Raw genomic sequence first — 21,963 nt, 5'->3', positions numbered from 1 at the left:
GAAATATGAATTTAACACCGTCCCAACAAGCAAATTTCGATGAAATGAGCATGACGCAAAAAATTGCGATTTTATTGGTCCAATTAGGCGAAGATGTTACCGCTACTATTTTTGCGCGTATGAATGTTGAAGCGATTACCGAAATATCCAAATACATTGCAAACAACCGTTCTATCGAGAAGAATTTGGGTGCTGCCGTATTGGAAGAATTTTATGCGATCGTGCAATCCAATCAGTACTTAAATACCGGCGGTCTTGAATACGCGCGTGAAATTTTGTATAAAGCTCTTGGACCGGATGAAGCGAAAAAAGTGTTGGAACGTCTGAGTAAGACAATGCAAAATACCCAAAACTTTGCCTATTTGTCTAAGATCAAGCCTCAGCAATTGGCAGACTTCATTATGACGGAGCACCCACAGACAATCGCCCTTATTCTTGCCCATATGGACCCTTCCGCAGCGGCAGAGACTTTGTATATTTTCTCGGATGATCTTCGTGCGGAAGTAGCGATGAGGATGGCAAAACTGGGTGATATTTCACCGTCCATCATTAAGCGGGTCAGCGCAGTATTGGAGTCCAAACTCGAATCGTTGGCAAGCTACAAAGTGGAAGTGGGCGGACCTCGCGCCGTTGCCGACGTCTTCAACCGTTTGGGATCGAAAGCATCGAAAGCGACACTCTCACAAATCGAGCAGCTTGACCAAGAGCTTGCGGCGTCGATTAAAGAGATGATGTTTACGTTTGAAGACATCGTGGATCTTGACGGAAACAGTGTGCGTGAGATTCTCAAATCGGTCGATAAAAACGATCTTATGCTGGCGCTTAAAAGTTCTGCCGATGAACTCAAAGAGAAATTTTATGCCAATATGTCGCAACGTGCGAAAGACTCCTTTATCGAAGAGATGCAATTTTTGGGTGCCGTCAAAGTCAAAGAGGTGGAAGGTGCTCAGCGTAAAATCGTTGATGCCGTTCAGGCATTGGCAGAACAGGGTGTACTGCAATTGGGTGAATCTGAAGAGCTGGTGGAGTAACGTAGATGGATGTGGTTATTCAACAGGATCGTTCCGGTGCACATAACATCAGCAAATACCAATTTAAAATTCTCTCCTCTTTGTCGGGGGCCAGTATCGGAGAGGCGCGAGAAGAGCTTGGTGCCCATGAGGGTGTCGTAGAACGCCGTAAAGAGAGCTTAGCCACTCCCAAAGATGAATTAATCGAATCGCTTATGAAAAAAGCGGACGAGATGAGCTCCAATGTGATAAAAATGCAAATGCGTCTCGAAGCGATGCAAGAAGAGCATGCTCAGGCTCTTGAGGAGGCTAAAAAAGCCGGATATGAAGAGGGTGTGGCAGCCGGAATCGCTCAAGAACAAGCGCAGCGTGCAGGACAGAATGCACAATCGCACGATCAACTCGCCCAATCGGTTAAAACGCTTGAAAATGCGGCTGCTGAATTTGTAACGGCATTGGTATCGATCCAAAAAGAGTTGACCCATACGGCATTAGAGATTGCGAAAGAGGTGATCGGTATCGAAACGCATGACAACAGTTCCAAAATCGCGGCCAAACTTTCAGGTGATTTGATTGAAGAGCTCAAAGACGCTTCCAAAATCACTCTTCGGGTTAACCCTGCCGATCATGGATTTATATCGGAAAAAGTGGGTTCTTTATCCCATGTAGAGGTATTGTCTGATCGTGCGATCAGTCCAGGCGGAGTTGTTGCGATCAGTGATGCCGGGAATATCGATTCTGAGATCAAAAAGCGTTACGAGAGACTTAAGCGATCACTTTTACTCGAATCCTAAAGCAGTTTGCTGAGGGTTCACCTTTATAATAGAATTACTTTTAGTGTTAGATACAATGTTAGGACAGTGCCAGACGATGAATATCAAAAATTTTACTTTGCCCGAACTTGAAGCGTTATCCCAAAAGATACGGGATCGTATTTTGGAAGTGGTAAGCACAAACGGCGGGCATCTAAGCTCGACTTTGGGAGCAACTGAGATCATTGTTGCGATGCACAAAGTATTTGATTCCACAAAAGACCCTTTTATCTTTGACGTCTCTCACCAATCGTATGCGCACAAACTTTTGACCGACAGATGGGATGAATTCGCAACCCTTCGTCAGTTCAATGGATTAAGCGGGTATACAAAGCCCTCAGAATCTGAGAGCGACTATTTTGTAGCCGGGCACAGTTCAACCTCTATTTCGCTCGGTGTCGGTGCCGCAAAAGCAATCGCTTTGAAAAATGAGCAGGAGAGCCGTATTCCCGTTGTCGTGATTGGAGATGGGGCGATGTCAGCCGGGATGGCGTATGAAGCGCTTAATGAGTTGGGTGATCGCAAATATCCGATGGTGATTATCCTTAACGACAATGAAATGAGTATCGCTAAACCGATCGGAGCAATCAGCCGAATGCTCAGTTCTGCGATGGCCAGTCCTTTTTATCAGCGTTTTAAAAAGAAAACGGAGCAGTTCGTTGATAATTTCGGCGAAGGGGCCCATTATCTTGCGAAACGGTTTGAAGAATCGTTTAAACTCATCACTCCGGGGATTTTGTTTGAAGAGATGGGGATAGAATATATCGGTCCGGTAGATGGGCATGATTTGAAATCGTTGATTGAAATTTTGAGCATGGCAAAAGCGATGGGCAAGCCTGTCTTGGTCCATATCCAGACGATTAAAGGCAAAGGGTATGAAATAGCCGAGGGGAAACACGAAAAATGGCATGGGGTTTCACCGTTTGATTTGAAAAGCGGAACCGCAAATGCAAAAAGTTCAACGAAAAGTGCTACCCAGATTTATGCAGATGCCTTGATGGAACAGGCACTTAAGAATGATAAGATCGTAGGGGTTACCGCTGCTATGCCCAGTGGTACGGGATTAACACAGCTTATGGAAAAATTCCCGGATCGTTTTTGGGATGTAGCCATTGCCGAGCAGCATGCCGTGACGTCGATGGCGGCTTTGGCGAAAGAGGGATTTAAACCGTTTTGTACGATTTATTCTACTTTTATGCAGCGCGGATACGATCAAGTCATCCATGACGTCTGCTTGATGGATTTACCGGTGGTATTTGCGATGGATCGGGCGGGAATCGTCGGTGAAGACGGTGAAACCCATCAGGGAGCTTTCGATATTAGCTTTTTACGGTTAATTCCCAATATGACACTGTGCGCACCGCGTGATGAGAAATCCTTTTATCATCTTATTGACTATGTAGTCGGATATGATCGACCTTGTGCTATCCGCTATCCGAGAGGCTCATTTGTGGAAGCCGAACTTCCGAAATCAGTCCCGTATGAGACCGGAAAATCGCAATTGCTCATTTCCAATGATTCAAACCGATTGTTTATCGGATACGGCAGCGGTGTGGGCCGTGCAGCGCAAACGATGGAATTTATGGAGGATCAGCCTTCCTTACTGGATTTGCGTTTTGTAAAACCTCTAGATACTACTATGTTGGCACAAATGGCGCAAAAGTATAAAGAATGGTATGTGTTCAGTGACTCGGCACGTATGGGCGGTGTCGGAAGTGCTTTGCTTGAATGGCTGTCGGAAGCGAAAATCACCGATGTGCAGGTGGTCAGTTTCGAATATGGGGACGAATTTATCAAGCACGGCAATACCAAGCTTGTTGAAGAGTCGCTTGGGCTCCTGCCCTCTCAGTTGGCAGAACGGGTTATCGGAGAATAATCACTCCGGCAATACGCCCCGTATGCTGTTGATCTGCCCGATAGGAAAAATATCGGTCATTTAGGCAGGATGTGCATTCCTCTATCACTTCTACATTTTTCATCCCCAACCGATTCAATTGGGTTAGGAGGATTGTATTGACATCCAAAAAGATTTTTTCGTTTTCATACCGGAGTGCTTCCGGATATCCTTTTGAAACTGTTTCCTCTGCAATAGCGGAATTGATTGCATAACAACAGCCGCTGATGGAGGGGCCTAAAACGGCATAAATCTCATCAGGCATTGAACCGAAGGTTTCTCTCATGGATTCAATGGTTTTTGGAACGATTTCATTGAGTGCCCCTGCGCGTCCGGCATGAACGGCACCGATCGCTTGATGAACCGGATCGTAGAGGAGGATAGGGGTACAATCGGCACTCATTACCATTAAAGGGATATTGGGACGGTCGGTTATCAATGCATCGCATTCGGGCGGCGTATCAAAAGTGTAGGTCTCATCGATAATGGTGATCCGATCGGAATGGATTTGGCGCATATGGATCAGAGATTGTCGATCATAGCCTAATCGGTGCGCGAGTAAATCATGGTTTGCCAAGACATCAATCGGGTTGTCTCCGACATGAAACGCGAGGTTTGCATCACTATAGGGGTTTTGGGAAACTCCGCCGTGACGTGTCGTAAAACAGGCGGAAATAGCGGTAAAAGCGGATAAAAGGTTTGACTCGATTGTTTTCATTCAAAGAGTATATCGAGTGAGACTTTCAAGCAGGATAAATTACATCGAAATTAAAACCGTTGCACGTAGCTAAAAAGATAGTTTCGGCCTTCTCTTTTGATCCCGCCGTCTGTATTATAGTAATAGCTTGGTTGTCTGATATCTTCGTTGAATATGTTCTTGACGGTTGCCCGCATTTCGCTGGATGCCGAAAATTTATAGGTGAGTGTTTCATCAACGATATGTTGCTGATGAACGGTCGTATCCACGCCGTCCTCTACAATCCATCCCAGTTGTGATTGGGTTGTTTGAGAATAATACTGCCAAGTCGTACCGAAAGAGAGGCTGTCGATCGGTCGATAGACATACATAGCTTTCAACATGACTTTGGAAATATCTGGCATGGATTGATTCACTGAAACGGGGTAATCGTTTTCCGGAGGGACGGTATATCCTGTCTCGATGTAGGAAGCATTGAAATAAAAATTATGGTTGGGTTTTGACTGAAAGCTGTATTCAAACTCAATCCCTTTGCTTCTTCTATCGTTGTAATTTTGGTATCCCGGAATCGTATTGGAGAACTCTTCCAAATCAATAACATTTTTAAGGTTCGAGTAGAAGAAATCGAGTGAGAATTTATTATTAAAATCCGGTGTATAGAGTGCGACAGCTTCATACGTATCGGTCTCTTCAGGTTTGATGTTTTCGGTTCCGGCACGGTAGTTGATATGCCCGTTGGCATAGGCTTCGGTAAAGGTCGGAGCGCGAAATGCAGAACCGTAAAGGAGTTTAAAGATTGTTTTGTCATCTGCCCGATATACAACGGCGGCTCTTTGGCTTAATTTTGTACCAATATCGGAATAGTCATCAACACGTGCACCCAAAATGACATCCACTTTCGGAGTAAGCGAGATTAAATCCTGAATATAGCCATATCCGATCGTTCGGGTTTGATTGGCTCGGATGAAATTCGTGGTCGGATTTGCCCAAAATGCGGGTTCTCTTGAGGCTCTATAACGGAATGAGTTGTAATTCGTACTTGATAGGATCGTAGAGAGGTTTTGGGTAATGGCATTTTCAACACTGTTATAATAGTCATCTTGCGGTATTCTCACATACCGGGCTCCGACACCGGCTATGATCTCATTCGAGTTTATTTTTGGAAGGGTAAAGATGGTTTCTGCTTCAAAGTTTTGTTCTCTGAGTTTTTCGGTGAAGTAAAAGCCCTCTTGCATATTCGTGACACCTACTGCAGCGAATCTGCTGGCTGTCACTGCTTTCTCGGCAATAAAAGAACCCTCGTTCAGTTCCCTTTGTGAAAAGTTTACTTTTGTTTCGATTCCAACTTCATTGACGTTTGCTTTATACGAGGCTTGTGAGAAAAAGTATGAGTTGATATGCTCATTCGGACTAAGCCAAATCAGTTTCGGATCTTCTTCAAAACCGTAAAAGTTTCCGTAAACACTCCGTTTATATCGGGTAAGGAACTCAAAATCACCGTTTACGGCTTTAAATCCGATGGAGACATCTCTCATCGCTTCATTCGTCTTTGTTGTAGAACCTTCGATGGGGAGAGATTTGTCGTTTCTCGTAACGTAGCCATCGGAAAATAGTTTCCAATTATTCGAAAGTGTATAAATATTTGCTCCGGCGCTCAATGTACTGTAGCTGCCGGTACCGAGAAAAATTTTGTTTTCTTCTTTCGAATTTCCCAGTTTCGTAATGATGTTAACGGTACCGTAAAACGCGCCGGAACCTTGGGTCGTGGAGTTCGGTCCACGGAGGACCTCTATGCGATCGACAAGCTGGAGAGGGAAGTCCATATAAAAGTCGCCGGAACCGGAAACTTCATTGTTGATTGCAACACCGTCGATAAGAATTTTTATTTTATCCGAAAGATAGGCATTCGGGTTTTTAAAACCTCTGACCGTCGCCATACTATATCCCATGGGGCTAAGCTGCATTTGGATACCCGGGAGCATCCCTAACGCTTCACCGACATTTTGTATCCCTGCATCGAGGTAGGTTTGTGCGTCGACAATACTGACAACAGAGGGCATATAATCCACATTCAGCGATTTTTTTGTTGCCAAAGTGCTTACATTTTCTAAAAGCGATTTAAAATCATTGATTTCCGCATTGTTATCTGATGCGTAGGATGCAGTAAGTGATGAGAGTACTATAGCGTGTAATAGAATTTTTTTGGACATAAAAAGCACCTTTTCTTTTACACATTTTGCTATACTAATAGTCGTGTTATACTATACAAGTTTTTATAATAGTTCAGTTAAAGAGGGCGAAAAGAAGTCTTCTTAATTACTTTTCGGAACGAATAACGATCAACAGGGCAGGAAGAATTGGTAAATAATATTTTCATTTTATCAATTTTTGTTATTTTGTTTAATCCCGTTGCATTATCCGCATCATCGTATGATGATGATACATTGGATATTTTCTCAAAAATTATTCCCCGTTTTATTTTAATGAGCTCTCAAAAAAATTCCATTCAATCCAAAATGGAGATTTGTATTTTATATGATAAATTGGATGAGAGGACGGCATCGTCATTAAGTGATAAAATTCAAAATAATTATCCTAACGGGATCAAAAACTATAAATTTAAATTGATCAAAAGTGATTACTCGGATATTGATTCATGCCGTAAAAGTCAACTGGCATTTTTATTTAATACGGATGAAAAAAATATGGACAGTTCTATCCGTATGTTAAATAAAAACAGCGTTTTTACCATGTCGTATGATGCAAAATATTTGGCAAGCGGGGTTGATGCCACATTGTTTTTAGGGAGAAAAGTAGTTCCTTATATGAATATGAGTGCTTTGCGTCAAAATGGGATAGAGATGGACAATACACTGGTACAAATATCAAAAATTTATTTGCAGGGAGACGGCAAATAATGCGCGGTATCAGTATTGAATTTAAAATGATTATCGGTGCGATTTTGTTTGCCGTGTTTTTGGTGGGTTTTGAACGGTTCCAATTTTCGGAAAACATTGTTCAGCAATTCCTCGAATCTAAAAAGTCAAAAAATAAATTATTAATTGATACGATTTCCCCTGTCATAGGGTTGAATATCTCTTTGGGATTGAACGATGCGAATACGGAATATTTAAATCAAATTGTCAAACAGAACCGTGATTTGCTCAATTTTGATCTTATAGATTCAAACGGATTTAGAATATTCCATTATGAGAAAAATCCATTGCCGGAATCCCAAAAAATAGTCGACGGGATCCGTTATGCAAGCCAAGTCATCAAGGATCCCGTTACCGGAGAAAATGCCGGCACCGTAAATTTATATTTCGACGATCATGAATATCAGGCAATGATGCAAAAAAATAGAGAGATAACGATGAAAATTTTCGCTATCAGTTTTGTCATGCTCATGATTTTCATTTTATTTGTTAAGAGAGAGTTTAAGTTTTTAAAAAAGCTGAGCGAACATGTATTGCAATATGACCCGCAGATTAATAACTTTACTCTTCAAAAATCGGACCGGAGTGATGAAGTCGGTGTAATCCATAATGCCATTATCTCGATGGTAGCCAAGATCAACGGGTATGCAACCTTGTTGGATGATTTGAATCATTCATTGGCTATCAAAGTCGAGGAAAGAACACAAGAATTACAAGAAGCAAACTTGCAGCTTAAAGAGCTTTCCCTAACGGATTCGCTAACCCATTTATCCAACAGAAGAAGTCTTGCGATCCATTTGCAAGATGTATGGGAACTGGCTAAACGCAATCACAGTATCGTATCGATTATTATGTGTGATATTGACCATTTTAAACAGGTCAATGATAAATACGGACATATCGTCGGTGATGGGGTACTAAAAGATATTGCAAAGATATTGAAAGAGTCGCTAAAGCGAAAAAGTGATTTCCTGGCACGATACGGCGGTGAAGAGTTTATGATCGTGTTGTATGAAGTCGATATCCGTGCCGCGGAAGAGCTGTGTGCAAGTATCCAAAAAAATCTACAAAATATCGATAAATTCGAATATAGAGATGTTAAATTAAATCCGATCACTATGAGTTTCGGAATCAGCAGCAGTATTCCCGGCGAGACGGATGAGTATAACGATTTGATAAAACGTGCGGATGCTGCTTTGTATCAAGCAAAAGAATCGGGTCGGAACCGTTTTATCTCTATGAATTAAGAGAATTGTCAGTTACCAAGTCTAGTTTTCCCCCTCGTTTATAAATCAAGTATAAAAATTGCATTGCAACAGCAAACAAAGCTCTGAAAAGAGTAGGAAAATGACATTATTTTCCCCTGATGTTTTCAGATATAATTATCCGATTTGAGTTATTAAACCAATCTCAATTAGGAAAAAGGAATTGAATGGAACACACTCTTCAAGATACCGATTTTTTGGTGTCTCAAACGGATGCGAAAGGGATAATTCTTTTTGCCAATGAAGATTTTTGCAAAATTGCGGGATACACGCTCGAAGAGTTAATGGGAAAACCTCACAGCATTGTCCGTCATAGCGATATGCCCAAAGCGGCTTTCAAAGATTTATGGGACACCGTTAAAAGCGGAAAAGTGTGGAAAGGGTATGTCAAAAATGCCACTAAGAACGGAGGCTTTTATTGGGTATTTGCCACGGTTTATCCAAACATCGCTTGCGGTGACGGGAACAGCGGATACATGTCATGCCGCCGTAAAGCGTCACCCGATGAAATCAAAAAAGCCGAAGCGCTTTATAAAACTATGCGTTAATCCAAAGGCAAAAGAACTATGAAAAACAGTACAAAAATAAGTATTCTTTCGATTTTAGGTATTGCAGGTTTGGCATTGACAATTATGATCACTTCTCCATGGATGAGTGCCGGTGTTATCGTCATTCTTATGGGAACGGCGATAGGATTGAGCATGGTGTCATCGTCAAATTCTGCAGTGTTGGAACAACAATTGAATGAACTTGAGGAGTTAATGCAATTCAAGCGCAACCAAATGGAAGCGCATCTGGCAGAACCTGGAAGTATAGAAGAAAAAGTGAACCATCTGGCTCAAACGCATGAAAAAGTTTTGGAACAAGATACCAAAGTAGCCGGTGAAATGGTTCTGCTTGCAGATAAGGTTCGCCGAGGCCATTATTTGTGCCGCGTTGCAAGTGATTCCAAAACTCCCCATGTCCATTTGTTGAAAAAAACGATGAACGCGATGCTCGATGCAACGGAGAAAAATCTCGATCAGGCCATCAGCGTATTGGAATCATTAAGCGAAGGGAAATTCTCAACACGGGCTCAAATCAACGTCGAAGGCAAAATGGCTCAAATGTTAGAGAAAATCAATGATTTGGCGACGGCGCTGCAATCTATGGAGCAACAGAACGTCGAAGCCAAAGAGGTACTCAACAACAATACCAAACAACTCAAAAATACCATTGAATCTCTACGTGCCAAAGAGTTTGTCGAACTCAACGGAATGATCAATACGACAGTGGAGCGAATCCAAAGAGTCGCAAATAAAGAGCATGAACTCTCCGGAAATCTTCAATCATTGGCCGGAAATGCTCAAGAGACAAAACAAATCTTGACGACGATCGGAGATATTGCCGATCAAACCAATCTCCTTGCCCTTAACGCCGCGATTGAAGCGGCACGTGCCGGAGAACACGGACGTGGATTTGCCGTCGTTGCGGATGAAGTACGAAAACTGGCTGAACGTACCCAAAAAAGTTTGGCTGAAACCTCGGCAACGATCAACATTTTAATTCAGGCCATCACCGATAACAGTGAGTCCCTCAACAAAAACATGGATGAGATGATGGATCTTACAACGTATGTAGGAAGTGTCGATAACAAAATGGAAGAACTGCTTCATACGATGGATCGGTTGAGCTGATTTTTTTTAGTGCAAAGGAAATTTAAAACCTTCACACGAAGGATTACGAAATATCCTCTGAGCTTTCCGTACAGATCCAATAATGCTCTTGCGTGTGATGTTTGGCATAATACATTGCTTTGTCGGCATTTTTGAGCATTTTTGAGGTCTCATTGCCGTGTTCGGGATAAAATGCGATTCCAATACTGATAGACGGTAAAATTTCCGTATCATTGATGAGAAGTGGTTGTTTGACTTTGGCAATCAGATTTTTTGCTACAGCGATGGCTTCATCTCTTTGATGAATAGATTCAAAAATAATAACAAACTCATCCCCTCCCAAGCGGGCTGCAAAATCTTCAGCACGTATATTTTCCTTTAAATGCATTGCTACTGTTTTGAGAAGTTCATCTCCGATATCATGGCCATACGTATCATTTACCTCTTTAAACTGATTAAGATCCATGAAAAACAGGGCAAACACTTTATGAGAACGTTGGGCACGAGAAAGGGTCTGTTGAAGGATTTGATTGAAAAACAGCCGATTCGGCAGTCCCGTCAGTGAATCATGATGAGAATGCTTTAAGAGTTGTTCTTCATACTCTTTTTGGAGTGTAATATCGCTGAGGATTGAGACATATCGAATGAGCTTTCCGGATTTATCGTAAACAGCGGAGATACTTTGTAAAGAGGGATAAATTTCACCGTTTTTTCGTTTATTCCATATTTCTCCATGCCATTTACCGGTCGTATTAATGAGTTTAAACATCTCTTCATAAAAATGGCTGTCATGTTTTCCCGATTTAAGTATTTTCGGATTTCGTCCTAATACTTCTTCCGGTGTATATCCTGTTACTTCGGTAAACGCTTCATTGACTTTGACGATATTCTTATTGGCATCGGTAATGAAAATAACTTCGGTAGTGTTATGAAAGACCGTATCTGAAAGCAAAAGTTTGGCTTCACGTGCTTTAAACTCTTTGATGTCATCGACACTCAGCCATACGTATGGAATTTTGAGGATGTAGAGTAATTTGCCGGAGATTTTGACCGTGACAGATCGGCCGTTTCGATCGATATAGAGACTTTCATAGGGGCCGACAGAGTCGTTTTGTTTGAGAAATCGCAATTGGTTTGTCTCAAACTCTTTATATTCATCGGCTACAAGGTCAAAATAATTTAAGTTTTCAAGATCCTCTTTATGAAGAGCAACGATTTCTAAAAAACTGTTATTGGCATCAATAACATTCCCAGATAATGTGCATAAAACCAATCCTGTTGATGAATTGTTGATCAGCATACGGTTGAAGCGGCGGGAGTCTTCGATATCCTGTACTAGCGGTTTGAGAAAATACCAAAAAAAGATACTGCCGATGACGGCTAAGAAAATGGTCAATCCAAGAGCATATTGAGCGGCTTGAATATAAGGAGCACGTATTTCTGCCAGATCCATTTTGGCAACAATTCCCCATCCTAACCTTTTGATAGGCTCATAGGCTGCCAGTACAATGACTCCGCGATAATCGTGTGCAATGACAACCCCTTTCTTTCCGTTTAACGCTAAACGCATCGGTTCGGCAAGATCCGATTTCCAAGGGACAGAGAGCAATGATTTATTATTATAGTGGCGCTGTTTAATGAGGAACTGGATTTTACCGTCTTCATGCTTGCCTAGAGCAAATTCACCGGTTTTTTCAAATCCTCCGTATTGGTAATGGGCATTGGTGACTTTTAGGATGATATCTTCGGCAATTTGTTTGCTCATTATAAGGGAGATATTTTTATGAAGAAGGAATTCTTGTTGAGTCACGATATCAATCAGGGCTGATTGGGTTTCTGCAAGTTCGACGAGGCGGTTTTTTTCCCGTTCAAACCCTATGTTGTACAAAAGATAGATTGTAAATATGACAATAAAAAGCATATTGAAGATAAGAAGGGAAATGAGATAATAAGGGGTGTGTTGAATTCGTCTATGAGAAAAACATTCGATAAATGAAGTTTTTATTCTGTTCATCACATGCCTCTTCAACCCCTTTATGGTTTCGTATTGAATTTTATGACAAAGTATCATAACGGAGAATAGTCATAAAAAAGTCACATTGTAAAATTAGATCATTTTTTTTTATAAAATGTACAGTCTAACCGATTAAATTGTCCCGTTTAGCTTTGAGCCAGCTATAAATTGGATAAAATAACTCAAAATGGTTTGAAGGATCACGTTGTGTTACACAGACAAATGAAATCGGTACGCTTGGAAGGGGACAGTATAACCGCCAAACGTGAAGAGCTTCGGCTCTATTTCCGAGCGAGTTTTGATTTGTTTGAATCGCTGTTTGAGTTATTTATCTCCGATGAGGTTTTTTATCGCCAATCTGAGCCGACACGCCATCCTATGATTTTCTATTTTGGGCATACGGCGATTTTTTATATCAATAAGCTCATTGCAGCAGGGGTACTTACGGAGCGGATCGATCCTCATTTCGAATCGCTTTTTGCTGTCGGGGTCGATGAGATGACGTGGGATGCCAGCAGTGATTCTCTGAGATGGCCGAGTATTGATGAAGTCCGTGCGTATCGGCAAAAAGTCCGAAATATTGTGGATGGGATCATTACAACACTGTCGATGAATCTCCCTATTACCAAAGAAGATCCATTTTGGGCGATTTGGATGGGGATAGAGCATGAGCGAATTCATATCGAAACCTCCAGTGTACTGCACCGACAAATGCCTCTGCACTACATGAGGATAGATGAGAGTTTTCCTATCTGTCCCGTACGGGGTGATGCGCTCGAGAACACAATGGTCGCTTTTGAGGCTAAAGAGATCCGTATGGGAAAAGGTTCCGGCGATAACGGATTGTACGGTTGGGATAATGAGTACGGCAGTCTTGTTGTGAGTGTCGAAGAGTTTCAAACCTCAAAATATCTTGTCAGTAACGGTGAGTTTATGGATTTCGTCCAAGCCAACGGATACGGTGTACCCAGATGGTGGGATGAAGAGGGGTTGAAGTTTCTTTCGATTCGCAAAGCCGTTTGTCCGCCGTTTTGGGTCCCTCAGAGTGACGGAACGTATACTTATCGGGCGTTGGCGCAGGAGATACCGATGCCGTATAATTGGCCGGTTGAGGTCAATGCGCTCGAAGCAGAAGCTTTTTGCCGATGGAAAAGTGCTCAGGATGGAGAAACCTATCGTCTTCCTACCGAAGCAGAGTGGAGAGTGATGGCTGAAGCGGGCGGCATGGATCAAGAGATATTTGATGATTCGCGCTCCAACATCAATCTTGCCCATTTTGCTTCGTCTGTCCCTATCGATACCTTTGCACACGGCGAACTCTATGATGTCGTGGGAAATGTCTGGCAATGGACGCAAACGCAGATGGATGCTTTCGAGGGATTTGCAACCCATCCGTGGTACGATGACTTTTCTGAGCCGACGTTCGACGGGAAGCACAATCTCATCAAAGGGGGATCGTGGATTTCGACCGGAAATGAGATCATGATGGAATCACGTTACGCATTCCGCCGTCATTTCATCCAGCATGCGGGATTTCGATATGTCATCGGCGAGGGTCAGAACGAAGCGCAAAAATATGCCCGAATGGAGCAGATGTTTAAAAAGTGGAAACAGCGGTATGGGTGAGTTTGATACTATCGACCGCACATTGAGCAACGCAGAAAAGTACACGCTCCGACAAAAGCTTTTCGGCACCGAAGAGGTTCATCCGATGTGGGTCGCCGATATGGATATTGCAACACCCATCTGTGTCGTAGCGGCTGTACAGGAACGTTTGAAGCATCCTATCATCGGATATGAGATCATGCCTGAGAGTGCCTATGAAGCGCAGACGGTATGGGTCAGCACTCATCACGCATTTACGATGCAGCGAGAATGGCTCAGTTATTCCCCATCTGTCGTCGCGTCGATCGGATGTGCGATCCGTGCTTTGAGTGAGGCGGGAGATGAGGTGATCGTTATGGATCCGGTTTATCCCCCGTTTTATTCGATGGTAAAAGAGAATGACCGCCGTCTCGTCATCCACCCGCTCAGGCAGGATGAAGAGGGCGTCTACCGCTTTGACCTCGATCTCTTGCGTGCGCAGATTACGGATAAGACCAAACTTTTATTACTATGTTCGCCTCATAATCCGGTCGGACGGGTGTGGAGTCGTGACGAACTCGGTGCATTGGGAACCTTTTGTCTGGAACACTCTATTGTGATCATCAGCGATGAGATTCACTCGGATATCGTCTTTCAACCCCATTCACATATTCCGATGGCCTCACTATCAGAAGAGCTTTTAAATAACACGGTTACATTGACGGGGCCGGGGAAAACGTTTAACATGGCCGGTTTCTCGATCTCTACGGTGTGTATCCCTTCTGAGGAGTTGCGTACACGGTATAAAGAGGAATATCATCGGGTTCACTGGGGAGACGGGGCTGTGTTGTCCCATGTGGCGTTTGAAGCCGCTTATCGGGATGGCTCGCCGTGGCATCAGAGACTGATAAGGCATTTGAGCCATAATGCCCTCCTGATCGAAGAATGGGCTGCCAAACACCCTTTGATCCGTTATTCACCTCCTGAGGGGACCTATCTGGCATGGCTCGATTGCAGAGCGCTCGGGCTGGGGGATCGGGAATTGCGAGAATTTTTCATCCAGAAAGCAGGACTTGGGTTAAGCCCCGGTCTTAGTTTCGGTAAAGAGGGATCGGGATTTATGCGGCTCAATTTTGCGGTTCCGACATCGGTTTTGACTCAAGCGCTGGAGCAGTTGGGGAAGGCGCTGAATGATTGAAAAAATTGAACGTTTTATTCGTGAGCATCATCTCCTGTCACTTGCAACGACTGGAGAGCGTTTATGGTGCTGTTCGATGTTTTATGCATACGATCACGAGAGCGTCTCTTTTATTGTTGCCTCGGATGAGACGACGGAGCACATGAACAATGTAGTGAAAAACCTTCATGTCGCCGGAACGGTTGCATTGGAGACTAAAACCGTGGGGAAGATTCAGGGGATACAGTTTGTCGGGGAGATGGAACGATGTCCCGAAGTATTAAAAACTCTCTATTTTGAAGCATTTCCGTATGCACGGATTATGAACCCGGTATTATGGATGATACGTCTGGATGAGGTTAAAATGACCGATAATACGTTGGGATTCGGAAAAAAGATTACTTGGAAACGGGAGCTTTAGGAGAAAACAGACTACAGGGTTTTCCACTGGAACTGAGGACGACTTGGGAAGGGATGAACTTCGCTTTGAATCCATACGCTTTGCATCCGTGTGGCTGGTGCGCTTCCCATGTGACAAAATAATAGATACATTGATGACAGTTAATTTTTTGCATGGATGGAATATTACCGTATAATTTCGATAAATAAAATTCTGCCCGTTAGGGCAAGCTTTAGTGCCATAGCGGCAAGCGTAGCCAAAGGGATAAATTCCTTTGGTGTTCAAAACAATCAAAAGGACGAAGATGAATAAATTGCTCTGTATGCTCGAATTGCAACAAACATTGAACGATGCCACAAACGGAAAAGGGTGGGAAAAAGGGATGACCAAAGAGGGGAAACCGATCAATTGGCGTCGCTGTATCTATATGGAATCGGCAGAGATGATTGATTCATTCGGATGGAAACACTGGAAAAGTATCGCACAGCCGACCGATTATGCCAATCTTCAAATCGAGATAGTCGATGTATGGCATTTTGTGATGAGTCTTGTGCTGGAATTTACCCATAAGAGCGGCGCTGAAAGTATCCAGGAGTTGGCGATGCGGATATCCCAAACACCGGAATTCCAAAAATTGAATCAAGACGAAGCCCTTTCATTCGGGACGGATGCACTGTTGATGACGAAAATCGAAAACGTGATGCGTCTTGCGCTGATCCCTATATCTGCCGAAATGGTCGGAGCATTGATCGAAGAGTTTTTTGAATTGGCACACATGGGAGCGCTTAATCTGACCCAGCTGTACCGTTTGTATGTCGGAAAAAATATCCTAAACCAATTCCGTCAGGATCACGGCTACAAAGAGGGGACGTACCTCAAAATGTGGAACGGGCAAGAAGATAACGCAGTGATGAAGATGGCATGGGAAAACAATCCCGAAATGTCGCCTGAAGAACTGTATACTGCGTTGAAAGCTGCTTATCCGGCGTAAATTTCAGGGAATTCGCTTTTCCACCGCTTATGACACCAGAACCAGAATTTTGGTTCTAAGCGGATCACTTTTTCTAATGCATTTGCCTGCTCTTGCGTCGCTTTTAGAATTCCTTGCGCATCATCGCTTTCAACTTCGATCGGGTTTTCAAATCGGATCGTAAAATTTTCTCCATCGTCTGAAAAGATATAAAGACCTACAATCGGAGCGTTGTATTTGTACGATAAAATGGCCGGTGTTGAGGAGTGGAAGGTCGAATGACCGAAGAAGTCAACGGCGACACCATGACGCGGATTGCTCGACTGATCGATCATCAATGAGACCGAATTGCCATTTTTAAGTGCACGGGCGAGATGTTTGAGGGCTCCGCTTTTTTCGGCGAGGTCCATTCCGTGCGGAGTACGTGATTCGAGGAGATAGGGATCAAATTCTATTCGTTTAAACGCTTTGTAAATCGATGTCGTAGGGGTAATCAGTGCGGAAAGGGCGGTTGCCCCCATCTCCCAATTTCCGAAATGGGCAGAGACAAAAATAATACTTTTCCCTTGGGCTAAAAGCGCATCCACGTGTTCTCGGTTTTCAAAGCTCACCCGCTTGGTAAAATCTTCCGTTGTATAGTGCCTATTCTCCATGACTTGCAGAAGATTAAGTCCCAGGTTACGGTAGCAAGAGTACTCTATCGCATCGATTTCTTCTTCAGCGAGTGTATCGCCAAAAGCAAAACGGAGATTTTGACGGATGACACGGTTGCGTGAGGGTGCAAAAAATCGGGCAAGCCGTGCGAGAGAAGTAAACAACGCACGGCGCCAGCTGTGCGGCAAGCGCATCAAAACCGAATCCAGAAGTAAAAATAGACGAAATAAAATCATGCTAAAAGTTCCTTGGCTTTTTGGGTAACGATATCGGGATCGATCTCTTGTATGGAAAAATCATTTCGATCAATCTTCATAATATTAACAGAAGAGGGAGATTTTATCCCGATATTTTTGGGTGTCGGAAAAATCATACGCTCATTGGTCGGACCGAAAAGGGTGATCGAGGGAGTATTCATGGCCCATGCCATATGGGTCGGTCCGGTATCATTGCCGATGGTGAGATCGCAATGGGCGATAAAAGTAACTAACTCTTTTAAAGACATTTTCGGAGCAATAAGTGCATTTTGAGAGTGTTCGGCAATCCATTGGGCATCTTTGTATTCCGTTTCGCTTCCCCAGATCAAATAACAAGGGTAGGGGAGATTCGAACAAACCACCGCAAAATGCTCTTTCGGATAGCATTTACTTGGCCATGAAGCACCGATCACACAGGCGATAGCCTTTCCCTCATGAGGCAGGGATGCAGGTCTGGCCCCTTTCTCAAACACATCTTCTTTAATGAGGATGTCGTTTTCATCATAGGGGATGTTCAACGCCTCGGTAATGACCAAAACGTTGCGTTTAACCACTCCCATCTCATACGCGATAGCAGACGAAGTATCGTAAAAGCGGGCTGCGATTCCTTCTCTTGCACTGTTACGGTCAAATCCGTGTACGTTTCCGTGCAGAAAATAGGTGACAAATGCCGATTTTAGCAGTCCCTGAGCGTCAATAATGTGATCGTAGAAAGGACGGCTTTTAAGAGAGTGGATTGTCTCTTTTAAGAGAGAGAAACTCTTCGTTTTTTTGATCCGTTTAATCGGTACACTGATCACTTCATTGAGGAGAGGATGATCTTTTAAAATAGGGGCAAAGGCCTCTTCGACAAACCAGTCAACGGTTGCATTCGGGTAATGTTTTCGGATGATTTGCAAAACGACGGCAGTATTGACAATGTCGCCCAGTGCGCTAAGACGAACAATTGCAATTCGGATATTAGACGTTTTCATAAGCGTAACTATAGCGCAACTAAGCTACAATAAACTCTAATTTTAATGCTAGATGGAACAAAGTCCCATCTAACTGCGCTGGCCGCTATGGCACTGAAGCTTGCCTCATTCGAGGCAGAATTTTAGACGACAAGAAGGGGAAAAAGATGGTTGTTCAAGATATTCAACAATATTCGGAAATCCGCCCAAAAGCGCGTGCCTATTTTTGTTACCTGTTTCATAAAAATCTACCAAATCATCTCCCTTCCGTCTCCGTTGAATCGATTACGGCTCGTCTTCTCAAAATCCGCGGTGATCTTCAAGGACTTGATGCTACGTATCTTTTGGATGCAAAAGGAAATCAAGTCGGGCCGACTTATCTGAAAAACGGGAAAAGAGAAGAAGATATAGGGGCAAGCCGTTCTACACGGGCTTACTATTATCGGGCTATGAATGAGCATCGATGTACCATTACCGATCCGTATCCTTCTTTATTGAATGATGAACTTACGGTAACGGCATCACAGCCGATTTTTGACGAGCACGGGGAGATCGTGTACGTTGCCTGTATCGATATGCCTTTGGCCGAGGTTTTACGGATTGCTCATCCTCTTGCTTCAGAATCGCTTGCAGGGAAATTTTTTCGAACGGCTTATGCAATTTTTACCCTGGCGTTGGCATTTGTATCCTTGCTGCTTTTTGTGAAAGGGATCGAAGGATTTTTGGCATACGGTTTTGGACATTATGCGAGTATTGAAATCAAAGACATCTTTGAAGCCACCATTCTATTGACTTTGTCGTTAGCGATATTCGATTTAGTCAAAACCCTTTTTGAAGAGGAAGTATTAGGCCGTCCGAAGCATGATCCCTCATCCGATATGCATAAAACGATGGTTCGATTTTTAGGATCGATTATTATCGCACTCTCTATCGAGGCATTGATGCTTGTCTTTAAATTTGCGATGACGGAACCTGCTATGTTGATCAATGCCATTTATATCATCGGAGCAGTCGCACTCTTGCTGGTAGGACTGGCTATTTATATACATTTTACCCATACGAAGGAAATCTCTTGATAGGAATAGTCGATTATAACATGGGCAATCTCGCCAGTGTCAAAAATGCTTTTGATTTGCTGGGAGAGAAAGTGATCGTAGAGTCGGATCCCGATAAACTGCGTACCTACGACCGTATAATCTTGCCGGGTGTCGGAGCGTTCGGGGATGCGATGGAACATTTAAACGCACGGGGAATGGATGCTGCAGTACGTGAATATGCCGCCAGCGGAAAATATTTGCTGGGTATTTGTTTGGGAATGCAGCTTTTGTTTGATTCGAGTGAAGAGTTCGGAATTAGCGAAGGGCTGGGATTAATAAAAGGTCGAGTGGTCGCATTCGACACCAGCCGCTTTTCAACACCGCTTAAAGTCCCGCATATGGGATGGAACCGTATGTTTACCAAAAATCACCCGTTGTTTGAGGGATTGGATGAAGCACACTACCTTTATTTTGTCCACTCGTATCATGCATTGTGTGCCTCGGATGATGATAGTATCGGAGAGAGTGTCTACGGATACCGTTTTACGAGTGCCATCGCCCATGAAAACGTGATGGGGATTCAGCCCCATCCTGAGAAAAGCCATCAAAACGGTCTTAGTATTCTCAAAAATTTTATTAATCTCTAAAAGGACATTTATTTATGACTATTTTTCCGGCAATCGATCTTAAAGACGGCAAAGCGGTACGTCTGACCAAAGGGCTAATGGATAGCGCCAAAGTGTACTCCGATACTCCGTGGGAACTGGTTAAAACCTTTGAAGAGATGGGTGCATCATGGGTCCATCTTGTCGATTTGAACGGTGCGTTTGCCGGAGAGCCTAAAAATTTGGAACAAATCCGTGCTATTCGTGAAAATTGCAATGTCAAACTCCAGCTGGGAGGAGGGATTCGGGATGAAGCAACCATTCAGCGTTATCTTGACCTTGGAATTGACCGATTGATATTGGGATCAATCGCACTCCGTGATCCGGAGTTTGTTAAAGCAATGGCGGCAAAATATCCGATAGTCGTAGGAATTGATGCGATTGACGGGTATGTTGCCGTTGAGGGATGGGGTGAAGTGAGTACGATGAAGGCGACGGATTTAGCCCGTGCGTTTGCCGATGCGGGTGTAGAAGCGATTATTTGCACCGATGTGGGACGCGACGGTACACTTTCCGGGGTAAATGTCGATTTTACCCTTGAAATTTCCAGAGCATCCTCAATTCCGACGATTGCGAGCGGCGGTGTGAAAGATGAAGGCGATATTGAAGCATTGCTTAAAAGCGGCGAAGTATCCGGTGTTATCGTCGGGAAAGCGTTTTATGAGGGGCGAATTGATCTCAAAAAGTTTTTTTAATCTTTCCGCAAAGTTGGTTAGGTTATCATTGGGCATTTATTCTATACAGAAATTGAGAATCAACTAAAGGACGTACTTTGAAATTATTGGTTGTAGATGATAGTTCGACAATGCGCCGTATTATCAAAAATACACTCTCCCGTCTTGGATATGAAGATGTTTTGGAAGGTGAAGACGGGCTTCAGGGATGGACGGTTCTAAATGAGAATCCGGATATCGGAATGTTGATTACCGACTGGAACATGCCGGAAATGAACGGTTTGGAATTGGTCAAAAAAGTACGTGCTGATGCCCGTTTCAGCGATCTTCCGATTATTATGGTAACGACTGAGGGGGGAAAAGCGGAAGTTATTACGGCCCTTAAAGCGGGGGTTAATAACTATATCGTTAAACCTTTTACACCTCAGGTCTTAAAAGAAAAACTAGCCGCTGTCCTTGGTACTGAGGGTTAATGCAAGATTATTATTATATGTTGGTGGTCAAACCATCATCGCATTTAGAGTTATTTAGCGATTTTTTGGTCGATATTCTCCCTGTCGGGTTTGAAGAGATTGATGACGGATTTATCATCCGAAGTGAAGAAGACCTCGAAACGGTTTCATGGGGAATTGAGCAATTTGCCGAAGCATTGCAACGGGCATTAGGAGCAGTGGTTGATGTTGAACTCACCCTTACCAAAGAAAAGAATGACGACTGGATTGCACAGTATCAGCAAGGTGTCACTCCGGTACAAATCGATCCTTTTTATATCCATCCTACCTGGGAAGCTCCGAAAGAAGGGATGCTGAACATCGCTATCGATCCTGCTTTGGCTTTTGGGACGGGGCATCATCCTACTACGGCTTCTTGTCTCCGTGCCGTTGCCAAATACGTTAAAGCAGGCAATGAAGTCATGGATGTCGGATGCGGCAGCGGAATCTTGGCCATTGCGGCGATTAAACAAGGGGCTGTTGTCGATGCCTGTGATACGGACCCCCTTTCGGTCGAAAATGCGATTGTCAATGCGGAACAAAATCATATTTCATATCGCCGATTGTGGGAAGGCCCTGTTCAGGAGAGCACAGAGTTCTACGATGTTATCATCGCCAATATTGTTGCCGATGTTTTAGTGTTCATCGCGAGCGATCTTAAAAAACGGTTACGTGACGGTGGCATTTTAATCCTCTCAGGGATTATGGACAAATATGAAGATAAAGTTTTGCGCGCATATAAAACGTTTGAACTTACCGAGCGTTTTGTTGAAAATGAATGGGTAACCTTAGTGGTAACCAAAAAAGGAAATGAATAA

The 21,963-nt window shown here is 43.4% G+C and carries 21 protein-coding genes; 16 read left to right on the top strand and 5 right to left on the bottom strand.

Going from position 1 to position 21,963, the window contains the following annotated elements:
- Positions 1–5 precede the first annotated feature (5 nt).
- The 3 genes from fliG to dxs all read left to right on the top strand — a co-directional run bounded on the left by fliG (position 6) and on the right by dxs (position 3,698).
- Positions 6–1,031, top strand: coding sequence for a flagellar motor switch protein FliG (gene fliG, locus PHE37_RS06900; protein WP_299924302.1), 1,026 nt, complete (start codon positions 6–8; stop codon positions 1,029–1,031).
- Between the two features lie 5 nt (positions 1,032–1,036).
- Entirely contained in the window at positions 1,037–1,804 is a 768-nt protein-coding gene (fliH, locus tag PHE37_RS06895) for a flagellar assembly protein FliH (protein WP_299994243.1), read from the top strand.
- A gap of 76 nt (positions 1,805–1,880) precedes the next feature.
- Positions 1,881–3,698 (top strand): 1-deoxy-D-xylulose-5-phosphate synthase, encoded by a 1,818-nt coding sequence (gene dxs, locus PHE37_RS06890; protein WP_299994241.1) that lies wholly within the window; start codon positions 1,881–1,883, stop codon positions 3,696–3,698.
- Here dxs and pgeF read toward each other — a convergent pair.
- Positions 3,685–4,434, bottom strand: coding sequence for a peptidoglycan editing factor PgeF (gene pgeF / locus PHE37_RS06885; protein ID WP_299994238.1), 750 nt, complete (start codon positions 4,432–4,434; stop codon positions 3,685–3,687). The genes dxs and pgeF overlap by 14 nt on opposite strands.
- Before the next feature lie 50 nt (positions 4,435–4,484).
- The gene (locus PHE37_RS06880) at positions 4,485–6,623 is read right to left on the bottom strand and encodes a TonB-dependent receptor (protein WP_299994236.1); all 2,139 of its coding nucleotides are present in this window, start codon (positions 6,621–6,623) and stop codon (positions 4,485–4,487) included.
- A 147-nt stretch (positions 6,624–6,770) separates the two neighbouring features.
- Between PHE37_RS06880 and PHE37_RS06875 the strand changes: the two genes are divergently transcribed.
- The 4 genes from PHE37_RS06875 (at position 6,771) to PHE37_RS06860 (ending at position 10,290) form a co-directional block, all read left to right on the top strand.
- Positions 6,771–7,331: a hypothetical protein gene (locus tag PHE37_RS06875; protein ID WP_299994234.1), complete on the top strand. Its 561-nt coding sequence runs from the start codon at positions 6,771–6,773 to the stop codon at positions 7,329–7,331.
- Positions 7,331–8,596, top strand: coding sequence for a diguanylate cyclase (locus PHE37_RS06870; RefSeq protein WP_299994232.1), 1,266 nt, complete (start codon positions 7,331–7,333; stop codon positions 8,594–8,596). The genes PHE37_RS06875 and PHE37_RS06870 overlap by 1 nt, the downstream gene beginning before the upstream one ends.
- 185 nt (positions 8,597–8,781) lie before the next feature.
- Positions 8,782–9,162: a PAS domain-containing protein gene (locus tag PHE37_RS06865; RefSeq protein WP_299994230.1), complete on the top strand. Its 381-nt coding sequence runs from the start codon at positions 8,782–8,784 to the stop codon at positions 9,160–9,162.
- Positions 9,163–9,180: 18 nt separating this feature from the next.
- The gene (locus PHE37_RS06860) at positions 9,181–10,290 is read left to right on the top strand and encodes a methyl-accepting chemotaxis protein (protein ID WP_299994228.1); all 1,110 of its coding nucleotides are present in this window, start codon (positions 9,181–9,183) and stop codon (positions 10,288–10,290) included.
- A 43-nt stretch (positions 10,291–10,333) separates the two neighbouring features.
- Here PHE37_RS06860 and PHE37_RS06855 read toward each other — a convergent pair whose 3' ends face one another.
- Entirely contained in the window at positions 10,334–12,283 is a 1,950-nt protein-coding gene (locus PHE37_RS06855; protein WP_300008344.1) for a diguanylate cyclase, read from the bottom strand.
- Positions 12,284–12,490: 207 nt separating this feature from the next.
- Here PHE37_RS06855 and ovoA point away from each other — a divergent pair, with 207 nt between their 5' ends.
- The 4 genes from ovoA (at position 12,491) to PHE37_RS06835 (ending at position 16,435) form a co-directional block, all read left to right on the top strand.
- The gene (ovoA, locus tag PHE37_RS06850) at positions 12,491–13,909 is read left to right on the top strand and encodes a 5-histidylcysteine sulfoxide synthase (RefSeq protein ID WP_299995282.1); all 1,419 of its coding nucleotides are present in this window, start codon (positions 12,491–12,493) and stop codon (positions 13,907–13,909) included.
- On the top strand, positions 13,902–15,065 hold the full coding sequence (locus PHE37_RS06845; RefSeq protein ID WP_299995280.1) for a pyridoxal phosphate-dependent aminotransferase: 1,164 nt from the start codon (positions 13,902–13,904) through the stop codon (positions 15,063–15,065). The genes ovoA and PHE37_RS06845 overlap by 8 nt, the downstream gene beginning before the upstream one ends.
- Positions 15,058–15,465 carry a pyridoxamine 5'-phosphate oxidase family protein gene (locus PHE37_RS06840; RefSeq protein WP_299995279.1) on the top strand — a complete coding sequence of 136 codons (408 nt, stop codon included), beginning with the start codon at positions 15,058–15,060 and terminating at the stop codon, positions 15,463–15,465. Before PHE37_RS06845 ends, PHE37_RS06840 begins: the two co-directional genes overlap by 8 nt.
- A gap of 283 nt (positions 15,466–15,748) precedes the next feature.
- The gene (locus PHE37_RS06835; RefSeq protein ID WP_299995277.1) at positions 15,749–16,435 is read left to right on the top strand and encodes a dUTP diphosphatase; all 687 of its coding nucleotides are present in this window, start codon (positions 15,749–15,751) and stop codon (positions 16,433–16,435) included.
- On the opposite strand, the gene PHE37_RS06830 is transcribed toward PHE37_RS06835, so the two are convergent.
- Both PHE37_RS06830 and waaC read right to left on the bottom strand, forming a co-directional pair.
- On the bottom strand, positions 16,423–17,304 hold the full coding sequence (locus PHE37_RS06830) for a lipid A biosynthesis lauroyl acyltransferase (RefSeq protein WP_299995275.1): 882 nt from the start codon (positions 17,302–17,304) through the stop codon (positions 16,423–16,425). The genes PHE37_RS06835 and PHE37_RS06830 overlap by 13 nt on opposite strands.
- On the bottom strand, positions 17,301–18,299 hold the full coding sequence (gene waaC, locus PHE37_RS06825; protein WP_299995274.1) for a lipopolysaccharide heptosyltransferase I: 999 nt from the start codon (positions 18,297–18,299) through the stop codon (positions 17,301–17,303). Before waaC ends, PHE37_RS06830 begins: the two co-directional genes overlap by 4 nt.
- 146 nt (positions 18,300–18,445) lie before the next feature.
- On the opposite strand from waaC, the gene PHE37_RS06820 reads away from it, so the two are divergent.
- The 5 genes from PHE37_RS06820 to PHE37_RS06800 all read left to right on the top strand — a co-directional run bounded on the left by PHE37_RS06820 (position 18,446) and on the right by PHE37_RS06800 (position 21,963).
- Positions 18,446–19,354, top strand: coding sequence for a PDC sensor domain-containing protein (locus tag PHE37_RS06820; protein ID WP_299995273.1), 909 nt, complete (start codon positions 18,446–18,448; stop codon positions 19,352–19,354).
- Entirely contained in the window at positions 19,351–19,962 is a 612-nt protein-coding gene (hisH, locus tag PHE37_RS06815; RefSeq protein WP_299995271.1) for an imidazole glycerol phosphate synthase subunit HisH, read from the top strand. The genes PHE37_RS06820 and hisH overlap by 4 nt, the downstream gene beginning before the upstream one ends.
- Positions 19,963–19,976: 14 nt before the next feature.
- Positions 19,977–20,675: a 1-(5-phosphoribosyl)-5-[(5-phosphoribosylamino)methylideneamino]imidazole-4-carboxamide isomerase gene (gene hisA / locus PHE37_RS06810; RefSeq protein ID WP_299995269.1), complete on the top strand. Its 699-nt coding sequence runs from the start codon at positions 19,977–19,979 to the stop codon at positions 20,673–20,675.
- 77 nt (positions 20,676–20,752) lie between these two features.
- Positions 20,753–21,127 (top strand): chemotaxis response regulator CheY, encoded by a 375-nt coding sequence (locus tag PHE37_RS06805; RefSeq protein ID WP_299995267.1) that lies wholly within the window; start codon positions 20,753–20,755, stop codon positions 21,125–21,127.
- Positions 21,127–21,963: a 50S ribosomal protein L11 methyltransferase gene (locus tag PHE37_RS06800; RefSeq protein ID WP_299995265.1), complete on the top strand. Its 837-nt coding sequence runs from the start codon at positions 21,127–21,129 to the stop codon at positions 21,961–21,963. The genes PHE37_RS06805 and PHE37_RS06800 overlap by 1 nt, the downstream gene beginning before the upstream one ends.

Source organism: Sulfuricurvum sp. (assembly GCF_028681615.1).
In the GTDB taxonomy this organism is placed as follows: Bacteria; Campylobacterota; Campylobacteria; order Campylobacterales; family Sulfurimonadaceae; genus Sulfuricurvum.
The sequence above is the reverse complement of the archived record's forward strand: the minus strand, read 5'-3'. Positions and strand labels throughout refer to the sequence as shown.